Source organism: Geomonas limicola, from assembly GCF_014193675.1.
Taxonomy (GTDB): Bacteria; Desulfobacterota; Desulfuromonadia; order Geobacterales; family Geobacteraceae; genus Geomonas; species Geomonas limicola.
The window spans coordinates 378,167-392,438 of the sequence record NZ_BLXZ01000006.1; the positions used below are offsets into that span (position 1 = coordinate 378,167).

The 14,272-nt window shown below is 64.4% G+C and carries 12 protein-coding genes; 7 read left to right on the forward strand and 5 right to left on the reverse strand.

Annotated features, from left to right (window positions below):
• Window positions 1-132 precede the first annotated feature (132 nt).
• Together H7688_RS16290 and arsS are read left to right on the forward strand one after the other, a co-directional pair.
• On the forward strand, window positions 133-465 hold the full coding sequence (locus H7688_RS16290; protein WP_183362242.1) for an arsenosugar biosynthesis-associated peroxidase-like protein: 333 nt from the start codon (window positions 133-135) through the stop codon (window positions 463-465).
• Window positions 466-476: 11 nt separating this feature from the next.
• The gene (arsS, locus tag H7688_RS16295; RefSeq protein ID WP_183362243.1) at window positions 477-1,439 is read left to right on the forward strand and encodes an arsenosugar biosynthesis radical SAM (seleno)protein ArsS; all 963 of its coding nucleotides are present in this window, start codon (window positions 477-479) and stop codon (window positions 1,437-1,439) included.
• Between the two features lie 34 nt (window positions 1,440-1,473).
• Here the strand turns inward: arsS and H7688_RS16300 are convergent, their stop codons facing one another.
• From H7688_RS16300 to H7688_RS16320, 5 genes are all read right to left on the reverse strand, one after another.
• Window positions 1,474-2,016, reverse strand: coding sequence for a hypothetical protein (locus H7688_RS16300; protein ID WP_183362244.1), 543 nt, complete (start codon window positions 2,014-2,016; stop codon window positions 1,474-1,476).
• An 18-nt stretch (window positions 2,017-2,034) separates the two neighbouring features.
• On the reverse strand, window positions 2,035-2,919 hold the full coding sequence (locus tag H7688_RS16305) for an SDR family oxidoreductase (RefSeq protein WP_183362245.1): 885 nt from the start codon (window positions 2,917-2,919) through the stop codon (window positions 2,035-2,037).
• 47 nt (window positions 2,920-2,966) lie between these two features.
• Complete coding sequence (locus tag H7688_RS16310; protein WP_183362246.1) at window positions 2,967-4,100, reverse strand: NAD(P)/FAD-dependent oxidoreductase; 1,134 nt, start codon at window positions 4,098-4,100, stop codon at window positions 2,967-2,969.
• Entirely contained in the window at window positions 4,087-5,364 is a 1,278-nt protein-coding gene (locus H7688_RS16315) for an SAM-dependent methyltransferase (protein ID WP_183362247.1), read from the reverse strand. The genes H7688_RS16310 and H7688_RS16315 overlap by 14 nt, the downstream gene beginning before the upstream one ends.
• A gap of 236 nt (window positions 5,365-5,600) precedes the next feature.
• Window positions 5,601-6,425, reverse strand: coding sequence for an alpha/beta fold hydrolase (locus H7688_RS16320; protein ID WP_183362248.1), 825 nt, complete (start codon window positions 6,423-6,425; stop codon window positions 5,601-5,603).
• 384 nt (window positions 6,426-6,809) lie between these two features.
• Here H7688_RS16320 and H7688_RS16325 point away from each other — a divergent pair, with 384 nt between their 5' ends.
• The 5 genes from H7688_RS16325 to H7688_RS16345 all read left to right on the forward strand — a co-directional run bounded on the left by H7688_RS16325 (window position 6,810) and on the right by H7688_RS16345 (window position 14,259).
• Window positions 6,810-7,007, forward strand: a complete 198-nt coding sequence (locus H7688_RS16325) for a ferredoxin (RefSeq protein WP_183362249.1) — start codon at window positions 6,810-6,812, stop codon at window positions 7,005-7,007.
• Between the two features lie 94 nt (window positions 7,008-7,101).
• Entirely contained in the window at window positions 7,102-9,861 is a 2,760-nt protein-coding gene (gene acnA / locus H7688_RS16330) for an aconitate hydratase AcnA (protein ID WP_183362250.1), read from the forward strand.
• Between the two features lie 301 nt (window positions 9,862-10,162).
• Complete coding sequence (locus H7688_RS16335) at window positions 10,163-11,272, forward strand: two-component system sensor histidine kinase NtrB (protein WP_183362251.1); 1,110 nt, start codon at window positions 10,163-10,165, stop codon at window positions 11,270-11,272.
• 172 nt (window positions 11,273-11,444) lie between these two features.
• Window positions 11,445-12,812, forward strand: coding sequence for a TolC family protein (locus tag H7688_RS16340; protein ID WP_183362252.1), 1,368 nt, complete (start codon window positions 11,445-11,447; stop codon window positions 12,810-12,812).
• Window positions 12,813-12,882: 70 nt separating this feature from the next.
• Window positions 12,883-14,259: an efflux RND transporter periplasmic adaptor subunit gene (locus H7688_RS16345; protein ID WP_183362253.1), complete on the forward strand. Its 1,377-nt coding sequence runs from the start codon at window positions 12,883-12,885 to the stop codon at window positions 14,257-14,259.
• Window positions 14,260-14,272: the final 13 nt, after the last annotated feature.

Below are 14,272 nucleotides of genomic sequence, written 5' to 3' on the forward strand. Positions count from 1 at the left end.
CTGCTCCGCGAATCTGGCCTGGTTAAGGAGAGGACTTTACGGCGTCGGGCAAATCCGTTATCCTGCCACACCACCTGTCAGCCCGCGGCCCGCGGCCGGCTCTTGGATCCTGCACATCTCAAGGAGTGACCCATGCAGAGTTACTATGACCCCAGTGACCTGGCGAAGTTCGGCGACATCGGCAAGGATGCCCCGGAACTTGCCGGTAAATTCTTCGACTACTACGGCGCGGTGTTCGCTGAGGGGGAGCTGAGCGAGCGGGAGAAGGCGCTCATCGCCCTGGCAGTGGCGCATACCGTACAGTGCCCCTACTGCATCGACGCCTACACCCGGGCCTGCCTGGAGAAGGGGTCCAACCTGGGAGAGATGACCGAGGCGTTGCACGTGGCGACCGCCATCAGGGGCGGGGCATCGCTGGTGCACGGGGTGCAGATGCGCAAGATTGCCGAGAAGCTGTCACTGTAAAAGGGAGCCCGATGAGCGAGGAGAGGGAGGACAAGGTGGTCGGCGAGCCGTTTGCCGAGCGGCTCGTGCGGCTGGGACTCGAGCTTGCCCGGGACCGTACCGTGGCGCTGCAGGTGAACGTAGGGTTGCGCTGCGACCTGAGCTGCCGGCACTGTCACCTTGAGGCGGGCCCCGGGCGCGACGAGGTGATGGAGCGTCCCACCATGGATGCGGTGATCGACCTGGCACGGCGCTTTTCCTTTGCCAGCATCGACATCACCGGTGGTGCGCCGGAACTGGTGCCGGATCTCGAGTACCTGATCCGAAACCTGGCCCCCCATACCGGTAGGCTGGTGCTGCGCAGCAACCTGGTCGCCCTTGTCGGAGAGCGTGGCGAAGCGCATATGAGGCTCTACCGCGAGCTTAAGGTGGAACTGGTCGCCTCACTGCCGGCGAGTAACCTGAAGCAGACCGAGGCGCAGCGCGGCACCGGCGTCTGGGAGACGAGCCTTGCCGTTTTGAAGCGCCTGAACGAGCTGGGGTACGGGCGGGAGGGGAGCGGGCTGGTTCTGGACCTGGTCTCGAACCCGGCAGGGGCCTTTCTGCCGGCCGGACAGCGAGGGCTGGAGAAGAAGTTCCGGGAGGACCTCTGGCGTCGCTACGGCATCAGCTTCAACGCGCTGTACAGCTTCGCCAACGTCCCCCTGGGGCGCTTCCGCAGCTTTCTCGAGCGCTCGGGGAACCTGGAGGGGTACCTTGCGACCCTCGAGGGTGGCTTCAACCCGGCGAGTCTTCCCGGGCTCATGTGCCGCAGCCAGCTCTCGGTCGACTGGCAGGGGCGGCTCTACGACTGCGATTTCAACCTGGCGACGGGACTTCCGCTTCTGGACGGGCCCCGGCACGTTGCGGACCTCGAGGTTCTGCCCGCAACGGGGAGCCGGATCGCGGTCGGCGAACACTGCTACGCCTGCACCGCCGGAGCCGGCTTTACCTGAGGGGGGAGCATCGTGGTCTAGTTGAGACCACGCCTCATTTACCTTCCTGGCCCGGGTGAAAGAGCTTCCCCTGGTAGTTGTCGCGATCTTTCCAATAGCTCTTGAACTCGGCGTTGCGTTCGGCGCGGATCTGGGAAAGTGGTTTTTTGCGCAGTTCCGCAGGGAGATCGGCATAGCCCGTCTTGATCCAGGGCCCCCGGTAGCTTGTCGAGCGGTGCCAGATACCGTTGGACCAGTAGTAGTAGGTCTTGTCGAGGTAGACCAGGTCGTAGGGGACCCCGACCGCCACACCGAAGCCGAGCTTGGCGGGGAACAGGAACTCCGGAGCTGCCTGGATCGGCGCGGGCTTGCCGGCATCCACGGGGGGGCGGGGCGGCGGCACCGGCCGCTTGGTCTGCGGGGGGGCGGGTGGGGGAGCCGCTGCCGGGGCCGGAGCTGCCGGTGGCTCGTTTTGCGGCGAGTTGTAGTACTTGTCGATGGTCTGGTAGGGGAAGTAGGGTGCCGGGGCGCCCGCTGCCGTGAGGGTAACCAGAAGCTGCGCCGTTACTGCCAGAGACAGGGCTGCGGTTGTTTTCATGTCGTTTCCTCCCGGGTGTCACCCCTCGGCAAACCTGGCGAGCCTGAGGCTCACCTCCCATAGGCGTCTGGCTGCTACCCCGTCGTACGAGGCTTCGGACGAGGGGTGCTGTACCGTGTCGATGAAGTACTTGCCGCTGACCCGTGCCGCTTCGGGAGCGCCTGCCAGGTACACCGTCCCCTGCGCCGCCTGTCCGGGCAGCCGCAACTCCCCCGCGCGCAGCGATCCCACCACGTGGCACAGCCAGCTGAGCCAGCCGCTGTTCCTGGAAAAGCCGCTCATAACGTTCCCCGGGTGCACTGCGTTCACCACGACGCCGGTACCGTCGAGTTGCCGGGCCAGCTCGTAGCTGAACAGCAGGTTGGCCAGCTTTGACTGGGCGTAGGCCGCCTTTCCCTCGTAGTTCATCTCTCCCTGCAGGTCCTCGAAGTCGATCCCCGCGCAGAGCCGGTGCGCCTCCGACGCCACGTTCACCACGCGCCCCGGCATACCGGTCAAAAGCTCCTTGAGCAGCAGGTTGGTCAGGATGAAGTAGCCCAGGTGGTTGAGGGCGAAGGTCATCTCGATGCCGTCGGCGGAGAGGTAGCGTTGCAAAAAGCGGGCACCGGCGTTATTGACCAGCACGTCCAGCCGCCCGTAGCGCTCGCGAAACTCCCGGACCATGCGGTGAATCTCCTGTTGCACCGAGAGGTCCGCTACCAGCGCTTCAACGCAACCGTTGCCGCTTTGGCGCCTAAGCCTCGCCACCGTGGCCCGCGCCTTCAGCGGATTGCGTGCCGCGAGGACCACCGTGGCTCCCCGGCGGGCCAAGGCGAGCGCCGTGGCGCGTCCGACCCCGGAGGTGGCTCCGGTGACCAGGCAAATTCTGCCTGCCAGCTGACTGTCGGGCTCGGAGTGGAACACGTGCGGCTCCTTGATTGCGGGGGCAGGGCGAAGACCCGGCGGCGCGGCTATTCCGGCAGGGCCCGCGGTACCAGGGGGCGCTGCTCGCGGTGCAGGAACCAGCGATCCAGCACCAGGTGGCGGGTGAGCCAGGAGTTCCCCAGTAACAACCGGGTTCCCAGGCGCTGCACCGGGGCCGGCAGCCCCAGGCGGTGCACCGGACCCGCCGCGACGGCAAAGCGCTCCGCTACCGCCGTCGCGTAGGGCTCGAGCCAGCGCGGACGGTAATCAGACGAGGCGCAGAGGATCGCCTGCGCGGCCAGTATGGCCGATTCTATCGCCGGGAGTATCCCCTCGCCGCTCTCCGGGTAGGCAAGCCCTGCCGCGTCGCCGATTACCAGTGCCCGGTCACCGACGATCCTGCGTCCGTTGCCGGCGCGGAAGGGGAGATAGGCGTGCCCCTTGAAGGGGAGCTCGGCCGTGCCGGGGAGCGCTCCGCATTTGCGCAGGTGCTCCAGGTATGCCGCAAGCCGGCTGCGTAGCTCCGCCCCACCTAAAACCCCGAGCCCCACGTTGAGGGTCGTCCCCTTGCGCACCAACCAGCCGTACCCCTTGACGTCTTCGAGAAAGGAGAGCGAGGTATGTCCGGGTGCCAAAGGAGAGTTCGCGAGCTCGCCCGGGTCCAGCTGGAACTCGGCAACCACCGCGGCGATCGGCTCCTCCTGGGCCGGCTTCGCCCCGAGTACCCGTGCCACCGGGCAGTGATGCCCCCCGGCCCCCACCACCAGCCGGGCCCGGATCCTGCCGTTCACCAGCCAGCCGTCCGGAGTCCGCTCCAGGCTGCGCACCTCTTCGCCCAGGATGGTGCGGCTTTTGTTGTGCAAGAGCAGGTAGTGGTCAAACTCCCGGCGCCTGATCGCGTAGCTTACCGTGGTGCCGAAGTCGAAGCGGTTTTGCCTGCCGAACATGAGGCCGGCGTGGAACTGCCGGATCTCCTGGAGCTCCCTCCCCCTGCGGTACTGGGCCGGGTCGATGCGCAGGGTTTCCAGGACGCTCGGGGTGATCCAGCCGGCGCAGGGCTTGTCGCGGGGGAACTGGTCCCGGTCCATGAGTACGACCGAGATCCCCCAGTGGGCCAGCACCCGTGCGCAGGTGGCACCGGCCGGCCCGGCTCCCACGATGAGGACTTCACACTGTTCCATGACGCCCTTCCGGGTCCATGAGGTGCTGGCGGGTCCAGGGGATCTCGTTGTTCCCCTGGCGCGAGAAGAGTACCTGGTAAAGCTGCAGGGTCCCGGTTTCGAAGCTGGCGATGGAGCCGCACAGGTACAGGCGCCAGGCCCGGACGAAATTGGCGTCGAAGTTCTGCTCCACCTCAGCCGCGTGCGCCTCGAAGCGCCGCAGCCAGTGCGTCAAGGTTCGCGCGTAGTGCAGGCGCAGGTTCTCGAGGTCGAGGACGCTGAACCCCCAGGGCTCGAAGATCTCCATCATCTCCCGCGGGGTCGGGGTGTAGCTCCCCGGGAAGATCCGCTTCTCCAGCCAGTCGCTCATCGGCTGCGCCACGTCCTGGCCGATGCTGTGAATGAGCCCCACGCCGCTTCGGGAGAGCACCCGGTCGATGACCCCGCCCAGCCTGCGGTAGTTATTGGGGCCTACGTGCTCCAGCATCCCCACCGAAACGAAGACGTCGCACTCCCCAGAGATGTTGCGGTAGTCGTCTTCCAGGTACTCGACGCCGGAGATCCCTTCGCGGCGGGCACGCTCGCGGGCGTAGGCGACCTGCTCGGCGGATATGTTGAAGGCCCGCACCCGGGCGCCGTAGTTTTTGGCCATGTAGCGGGCCAGACCGCCCCAGCCGCAGCCTGCCTCAACCACGCGCTCGCCCCCCTTGAGGCGCAGCTTGCGGCAGATAAGCTCCATCTTCGCGGCCTGGGCCTGCTCCAGGGTGACTCCGAACTCGGGGAAGTAGGCGCAGGTGTAGAGCATCTCGTCGTCCAGCCAGAGCCGGTAGAAGTCGTTGCCTAAGTCGTAGTGGTGCTGGATGTTCTGGCGTGAGCCGGTAAGGGAGTTGCCCCACCAGGACCTGCTGAGCCGCGACAGCCGCCCGTAGCGGCGCCGCAGCTCACCCGGCTGCGCCAGCGCCCGGTAAATCTCCTCGAGAAAGCCCACCAGGTCACCCTCAACCTCGAGTGTTCCGGCACTGAAGTCGTCGCCGAAACATAAAAGGGGGTTGGCCACGAGCCTTAAGAGTGAGCGCCGACTCCGGATCAACAGCTGGTGCGCCGACTCCGGGTCCCCTGACGCCCATTCCCCGTCCCACAGCCTTACCCCGATGCGCGGGGACCCCATCCCCTTCAAGAACGCGCGCAGCACCCAGCGGTCGACCTCGAACACCGGTCCGGACCCGGCAAAGGTTGCAGAAAAGGGGGTATCCGGGCAGACACCGCACGCCTTACTACTCTTCATGGCAGCTCCTTCTAATTGGAACGAGATGAGGAACAGTTAATGATTTTGTGGGATTTTGAAAGAAAGTCAAGGGCGGGCGCCCGGGGCCGCCACGGCTGGGTCTGTAGCGTCAGGGTTTCCGGTGGGCTGCCGCCCGGGGAGCGGGGACATCAAAGAAAATTTGGCAGGAAGGGTAAGGGCGCGGGGCAACCGGATGCTAGGCGTCAGGCGTCAGGCGTGGCAGGGGGCGTTGGAAGCTAGAGGGAGGCGCAGCACGGGGGGCTCGTGGTGTCGCGGTCGAAGCTTGTGGCGATGAGCGGGTTTACCAGGTCCGGATGACTCACCGGGCCCATGTGCCCAGTCTCCACGAACTGCAAACGACAGGTTGGGAGGCTCTTGGCCAGCTCCTGGGCGACGCGCTGGGCGGGAAGCGGACTTTGGGTTCCGGCGAGCACGGTGACCGGCATGGCGAGTTGGCTGTAATCGGTAAGGGTGAGGGGAGTCCGGGTGAGGGCCAGGAAGTCGAGGGCGAGCTTGTCCGTTCTGCGGGCGAAGTCCTGCTGCACCCGGGGCGGGAAGTTGGCGAACGATCCGGGTGTGCTCCAGTAATCGAGGAAGGTTGCCGCGGCCTGTGCCGGTTCGCCTTGTTCCAGCAGCCGGGCCAGTTCGGTCATCATCTCCTGAACCGGCGTCGCACCGGGGTCGCCGGCATCCAAAAGGTGGAAGGCAACCGGTTCGAAGATGGTGAGGGTACGAACGCGCTTGGGGAACTGGTAGGCGAAACGCAGGGCGACGGCGCCACCATAGGAGTGCCCGACCAGGTGAAAGGCTTCGTCCGGTGCCAGCAGGTTCTTAAGCAGCCGGTCCACCAGTTCGGCCTCGTTCAAGAGGGTGTAGTTGTCGGTCTGTTCCGGCATCCCGGTTTCGCCGTAGCCGTAGAGGTCCACCGCGATCACCCGGTACTTTTTCTCCAGCATCCCGCACAGGGCGCGCCACTGGCTTTTCGAGCTGAGGGTGCAGTGCAAGAGCACCACGGCAGTTCCGGAACCGACACTATAGTAGGCGGGAAGGGATCCTTCCATTTAAGACTCCTTGTTTGCTGCCGCACACTCCCGATGCTTCCAGGCGTTCGCGATCTGGACCTGACAGTGCACCTGATAGCGTGACGGAAGGGGGTACCTGAATGAAGGGAGCCCCAGGTGCTGAAGGGTTGGTCACGGTTAACAAAACAGCAAGGAACAAAGGCGCTTTATGACTAGTGCGGCCGGTCCGATGAGTACAAAAAAACAGTCCCTTTCGGTTGACGGCAGCCCATTTGCCTATATGCTGAAGTCTTCAGAATGACTGAGCACCGGGACAGCTTCGAGGTCCCGGTACCAGCGGGCCGCCGCGAGCCGGCACCACCATAACGCAGGGAACACCCGCGGTCAAGTGCTGGCGATACGGAGCAGAAAGGGGGACGCACCATGGCAAGGAAACCATGGGTTGACAAGGACGAATGCATAAGCTGCGGCATCTGCAAGACCAACTGCCCGCAGGTGTTCCGCTTCGACTCGCACCGCAAGGCGGAGTGCTACGATCCGGCCGGAGCCTCCGAAGAGGAGATCCAGAGCCAGGCGATCGATCTCTGCCCGGTCTCCTGCATAAGCTGGGTCGACGAGTAAACTCCCGCCTGCCGGAATCACCCATCTATCATCTCGCCCGGCCCGGATTCGGGCCTGCCAGCTACGAGAAAGACCATCACCACGAGGTAATGACATGACGCAAACCAACCTGAACAGCTTTGACACCGAACGCAGCCTGCTGGTCGGTGGAGTGGTACACCGTTACTACTCCCTGGCCGCCTTCGCCCGGAAATCCGGCAAGGACCTCTCCCGGCTCCCCTTCTCCCTGAAGATCCTGCTGGAAAACCTGCTGCGCCGCGAGGACGGCGTAACCGTGAAGCGGGAGGATATCGAGGCGCTGGCCGATTGGGATCCCCAGGCGACGCCGGATCGGGAGATCCAGTTCATGCCGGCGCGGGTGCTGTTGCAGGATTTCACCGGCGTTCCCGCGGTGGCCGACCTGGCTGCCATGCGCGGCGCGCTCAAGCGGCTGGGTGGGGATCCGGCGCGCATCAACCCGCTGCAGCCGGCGGACCTGGTTATCGACCACTCGGTGCAGGTGGACCGTTTCGGGACCACGCTCGCCCTCGCGGAGAACGCGCAGCTCGACTACCACCGAAACCACGAGCGCTACCAGTTCCTGCGCTGGGGGCAGGGGGCCTTCCGGAACTTCAGCGTGGTGCCGCCGGCGACCGGCATCTGCCACCAGGTGAACCTCGAGTACCTCTCGCGGGTTACCATGGCGCTCGAGCAAAGCGGCAGCGATCCCCTCATCTACCCGGACACCGTGATCGGCACCGATTCGCACACCACCATGATCAACGGCCTTGGGGTCGTCGGCTGGGGTGTCGGCGGGATCGAGGCCGAGGCGGCGCTTCTGGGCCAGCCCTGCTCAATGCTGATCCCGCAGGTGGTGGGCTTCCGGCTCTCCGGGCGACTTAAGCCCGGGGTCACGGCGACCGACCTGGTGCTCACGGCGACCCAGATGCTCAGGAAACACGGGGTGGTAGGAAGCTTCGTCGAATTCTTCGGCCCGGGTGTGGCGGAGCTCCCGGTGGCCGATCGCGCCACCATCGGCAACATGTCCCCCGAGTACGGCGCGACCATCGGGGTCTTCCCGGTGGACCAGCAGACCATCGAGTACCTGAAACTCACCGGGCGGGAGAGCCTGACCAGCCTCGTCGAGGCGTACTACCGAGACCAGGGGCTCTGGCACGAGCCGGGGCAGCCCGAGGCGAGCTACTCGTCGGTCTTAGAGCTCGACCTGGGCGACGTGGAGCCGAGCCTGGCCGGGCCGTCGCGCCCGCAGGACCGGGTCCCCTTAAGCCAGGTGGCGAGTGCATTCGAGAAGGACCTGACACGCCTGGCCGGTGCCGGCGCCGCCATAGCCCGCGGCTCCGACCCGCTCTCTCCCGAACTCGCAGCCCTCGAACCGGGGGCGGGGCGGGTGGTGGTGACCCAGCCCGACGGCGCCCGCTACCAGCTGACCCACGGCTCGGTGGTCATCGCCGCCATCACCAGCTGCACCAACACTTCGAACCCCTCGGTGCTCTTCGCCGCCGGCCTCCTGGCACGGAACGCGGTGCGGCGCGGCCTGCAGGTGAAGCCCTGGGTGAAGACGAGCCTCGCGCCGGGCTCAAAGGTGGTCACCGATTACCTGGAGGCTTCAGGGCTCATGTCCTACCTGGAGGCCCTGCGTTTCCACCTGGTCGGCTACGGCTGCACCACCTGCATCGGTAACTCGGGCCCCCTGCCGGATCATGTCGCCGAGGCGGTGAGCGCGGGTGACCTCTGCGTCGCCTCGGTCCTCTCGGGCAACCGCAACTTCGAGGGGCGCATCAACAGCCAGGTGAAGGCGAACTACCTGGCCTCGCCCCCCCTCGTGGTGGCCTACGCCCTGGCCGGCAACATCGCCATGGACCTCGGGAAGGAGCCTTTGGGGATAGACACCGGCGGAGAACCGGTCTTCCTGAAGGACATTCTGCCCGACGACCGGGAAGTGGCCGAACTGGTGGCGCGCTTTGTGACTCCGGCCCAGTTCCAGAAGAACTACGGGGAGGTCTTCGCCGGGGACCCGCTCTGGAGCGCCCTGGAGACCCCGACCGGGGAAATCTACGAGTGGCAGGCGGACTCCACCTACCTGAAGGAACCGCCATTTCTCGCCGAGGTCGGTGCGGAACCGGAGCCGCTGGCCGACATCGCCGGCGCACGCGCCCTCGCCCTGCTGGGCGACTCGGTCACCACCGACCATATCTCCCCGGCAGGCTCCATAGGGAAGAACAGTCCGGCGGGGAAATACCTGGTCTCGCTGGGCGTGCCGCCCGAGGAATTCAACTCCTACGGGGCGCGGCGCGGCAACCACGAGGTGATGATGCGCGGGACCTTCGCCAACATCCGCATCCGCAACAAGCTGGTGCCGGGGGTTGAAGGCGGCGTCACCGTACACTTCCAGGCGGGCGCGGCAACCGGGGACCAGCTCCCGATCTACGATGCGGCGATGCGCTACGCCCAGGAAGGGATTCCACTCGTGGTGATCGCCGGCAAGGAGTACGGCACCGGTTCCTCGCGCGACTGGGCCGCCAAAGGGACCAGGCTCCTCGGGGTCAAGGCGGTCATCGCGGAGAGCTTCGAGCGGATCCACCGTTCCAACCTGGTGGGGATGGGAATTCTCCCGCTGCAGTTCCTTCCCGGCGAATCCGCTGCATCTCTGGGCATTTCCGGTACCGAAACCTTCGACATCGCCGGCATCACCCAGCTTGGCGTTGGCGGTACCCTCGAGGTGCAGGCCCGCTCCGCCGACGGCGGCAGCCGCTCCTTCACCGTCCGGGTCAGGATCGATACCCCGAACGAACTCGAATACTTCCAAAATGGCGGGATACTCCCCTACATGCTGCGCCAGGCGCTGAAAGGGTAACTGCAGGCGCGCGGAACCCGCGGGAAAGCAACAGGTGAATATAAATACGGGGGAGTGCTGGCATGACCGGTATTTCCCCGTTTCTTTTGGCGCTCAGGTGACTTTGTTGGCAACCCGTTCTTTTCCCTTGCTGTCAGCGCCCTCACCCCTGCCCCTCTCCCAGAGGGCGAGGGGATTTCCTTAGGTGCTGTCGGAGCGAACCGGTCGAACGTAAAAATACTGGAAACCACTAGCGATTTGCCGAAGAGTTGGTATATAAACCAGAAGGTACAAGATTAAAAAAGACAGCACCCGGAGTCACATGAAGAAGTCCGACATACTGAAGATCGTTACCTTGGTGGTCTGCGTGGTGGGGATCAGCCTGCTGCACTATACGACGCCACTTAGGCTCGCCATGCTGCACGACATCTTCCAGCGCCTCTACTACATCCCGATTATCCTTTCGGCCTTCTGGTTCGGGTTTCGCGGCGGCATCGGTTGCGCCCTTCTGGTGACGGTTTGCTACGCTCCCCACATCTTGTTCCAGTGGGGCGGGCACATCGCTATGGAGATGGAGAAGTACCTCGAGGTGGTGCTCTACAACGTGGTGGGGGGGATCACCGGCTTTCTCTCCCAGCAGGAGGCGGCACGCCGTGCCCAACTCGAGGAGACTGCCAAGGGGCTCGAGGAGTCCTACCAGAAACTGCAGACCCAGTCGGAGCTCATCATCAGGATAGAAGAGCAGTTACGCCGGGCGGAGCGGCTCTCGGCCCTGGGTGAACTGTCTGCCATCCTCGCCCACGAAATCCGCAACCCGCTTGCCTCCATCAGAGGGACCGCTGAAATCATGATGGACGAAAAGATGCCCGTGGCGAGCCGTGCCGAGTTCCTCGAGATCCTGATCAAGGAATCGGACCGGCTAAACCGGGTGGTGGAAGATTTCCTCAAGATGGCCCGGCCGGAGCCGAAGAGTAAAAAGGCTTGTGATATCAATGAAGAACTGGCGAACATGGTGACGCTGCTCTCCGCCCAGGCCCGCCAGAGCAAGATCAACCTGGAACTGCAACCGGCACCGCTGCCCCCCTTTGTCGGGGACGCCGAGAAACTGCGCCAGGCATTTTTGAACATCATCCTGAACGCCATCCAGGCCTCTCCGGCCGGGGGCACCGTGCGTCTGGCAACACGCGCCGTTCCGGATAAGGGGTACCTGGAGATAGCCTTTACAGACAGCGGCGCCGGCATCGCACCTGACGCCGTGGCGCGGCTCTTCGAGCCGTTTTTCACCACCAAGGGAAACGGCACCGGGTTGGGGCTCTCCATCACCAAGAAGATCATCGAGGGGCACGGCGGGACCATCGAGGTTGACGGCGGGTCTGGAGAGGGGGCCACATTCCTGGTCCGACTCCCGGTCACCCCGGAAACCGAGGAGTAGCGAACAGGGTTTTCCTGGCACCTCTCGTTGTGGAATATCCAACAGCCTTCGGTAGGATATTCTGCTTAATGTGAGCGGGCTGGCTGTATCGGTTCGTATTTTCAGATAGATAGCTCCTGGCACGACGATTGCTCCTTTGTCTCCTAATTAAAAGCACTCTCCTGGAGTCACCATGCACGCCCGGTTTGTTTCAACTGCCCTTCTCATTGCTCTGCTCGCCGCCTGGCCCGTCCAGGCTGCCGACCCCCACACTCCCCGTACTGAAAATCTGAACCAGCTGATCGACACAGCGCTGACCGGAAACCCGGAACTGAAGGCCTCGGCCTCGCGCTGGGAGATGTTCAAGAGCCGAGTGAAGCAGGCCGGCAGCTGGGAAGATCCGATGCTCATGCTGAAGATCCAAAACGGCATCGTCACGGATCCGCTCAACTTCACCCGCGACTCCATGACCCAGAAGGTGATCGGGATCTCGCAGCAGATTCCCTACTTCGGGAAGACCACACTGCGCGAGGAGGTGGCGCTGCACGAGGCCGAGGCGCAGCACTTCGCCCATGCCGAGCGCCGGCTGGAAATCACCCGGATGGTGAAGGAGGCCTACTACCAGATAGGCTCGGTGGACCACGAGCTGCACCTTTTGCAGAAGAACATTGACATCATGGACACCTTCATCACGCTTGCCGAAACAAAGTACTCGGTGGGGAAGGGGGCCCAGCAGGACATCTTCAAGGCGCAGTTGGAGCGCTCCAAGATGCTCGACATGAAGATCACCCTGGAGCAGCAGCGCAGAAGCCAGGTCATCGCGCTGAACGCACTGCTATACCGCCCGGCCGACACCCCGGTGGGCGAAATTCCGGAATTCGGTATCGATCAGGAGGTTCCCAAGACACCGGAGCTTATGAAGCTTGCCGAAGAGAACCGGCCGGCGCTCAAGGGGCTGGCCTCCCAGATCCTCAAGGGGCGCGGTGCCGAGGCGCTGGCCCGCAAGGAATCCTACCCCGACTTCAACGTATCCTTCGAATACATGCAGCGCCAACCGGCCATGGGGAGCGACGGCTCCGACATGTACTCCCTGGGGGTGACTTTCAACCTGCCGGTTCGCAAGGAGCGGCGCCAGGCGATGGTGGCCGAGGCGAATTCCGAGGTGACCATGGCGACCGAGGAGATGAACGCTACCCGCAACAGCATCTCGTCGGGAATCGCCGAGCTCTTGTCCCAGATGGAGCGCCGGCGCAGCCTGGTTGACCTCTACAAAAACGGCATCATCCCGCAGGCCGAGCAGGCGCTGGAGTCGGCGACCATCGGCTACCGGGTGAACAAGGTGGACTTTCTCACCCTGTTGGACAGCCGGGTGAGCCTCTACAACTTCGAGCACCAATACTACGACTCGATCGCCGATTTCCAGATGAAGAAGGCGCAACTGGAGGCGCTGGTCGGGGGGAGCCTGGGCGGCGTGAGCCAGCAAGAACAGCCGCCCGCAGCGGAGCAACCCAAGGGCGCCAGCCACGGAGAACATCTGAACCACGGCGGAGAACATCAGTAAGACCTGACGTCTTTCCCACAGTACCGACAATGACCCGAGGACCAGCGGTCCTCGTTCCAGGAGCGAGCGGATGAGCGTGAACAACAAGGTGGCAATTCCCGTAGTGGTGATCCTGCTGGCCGCGGCGGCCGGTGGCGGGTACTGGTTCTGGCACCAGAAACACGGCGCCGACCAGAAGACCAAGGCAGCGGCGACGCAGAGCCAGGAGCTCTACACCTGCGCCATGCACCCCTTCATCATCAAGGACAAGCCGGGGACCTGCCCCATCTGTGGGATGCAGCTCATCAAGAAGGTGGCTCCTGCGGAAGGGGCGGCGAGTGCCAAGGAACAGGAGATGCTCTCCCATGTTTCGCTCTCTCCGACCCAGCGCCTGATGGCCAATGTGGCCACCGTGGAGGTCGGCAAGGTGCCGCTCGCCAAGGAGATTACGGCCACGGGGATCGTGCAGTACGACCAGGCCCGCCAGGCCAAGGTAACAGCCTGGGTGGCCGGGCGTATCGATCACCTCAGGGTGAACACGGTCGGCTCCTACGTCTCGAAGGGGAAACCGGTAGCCGACGTCTATTCGCCGGACCTGGTGGCCGCGCAGCAGGAATACCTCCTCGCGCTCAAGAGCCGCGAACAGCTGAAGAACTCCCCGATCCAGTCCATCTCGCACGGCGGTGACGGCCTGGTGAGCTCGGCACGCCAGCGCCTGAAACTGTTGGGGGTGAAGGACGAGCAGATCGCCAGCCTGGAGAAATCAGGCGAGCCGAACATCAGGATCCCCGTCTATACGCCGCTCTCCGGCATCGTCATCGAGAAGATCGTCCAGGAAGGGCAGTACGTGAACATGGGCGACCCGCTCTTTGCCATCGCCGATCTCTCCACCGTCTGGGTCGAGGTCGAGGTCTACGAGAACGAGTTCTCCTTTGTGAAGCTGGGGCAGTCGGTGGCGATCCAGTCCCAGTCCTATCCGGGCAAGACGTTTTCCGGCCGGGTGAGCTTCATCTATCCCTTCCTCGACCCGAAGACCCGGACCGTAAAGGTGCGCGTGGAGCTTGCAAACCCCGGGCTCAAGTTAAAGCCGGACATGTTCGTCAACGCCATCATCAAGTCGCCGCTGGGAACCGGGCTTGCGGTACCCGCCTCGGCGGTGATGGACACCGGGACGCGCCAGGTGGTCTGGGTGGAGAAGGATGCGGGGATGTTCGAGCCGCGCGACGTGAAGGTCGGGGCGCGGGTCGGGGAGAACGTGCAGATCCTCTCGGGGCTGAGCCAGGGCGAGAAGGTGGCGGCGACCGGCGGCTACCTGATCGACTCGGAGAGCCAGCTCAAGGGCGGCAGCGGCCACGAAGGGCATACCCCTGCGGCCCCGGCCCCGGCCGGGCAGCCCGCTCCGGCAGCACCGGGAGCGCCGGCACCCAAAAAGGGCGGCGGCCTCAGCATGGATGATATGAAGATGTAATGAAACGGTCTGA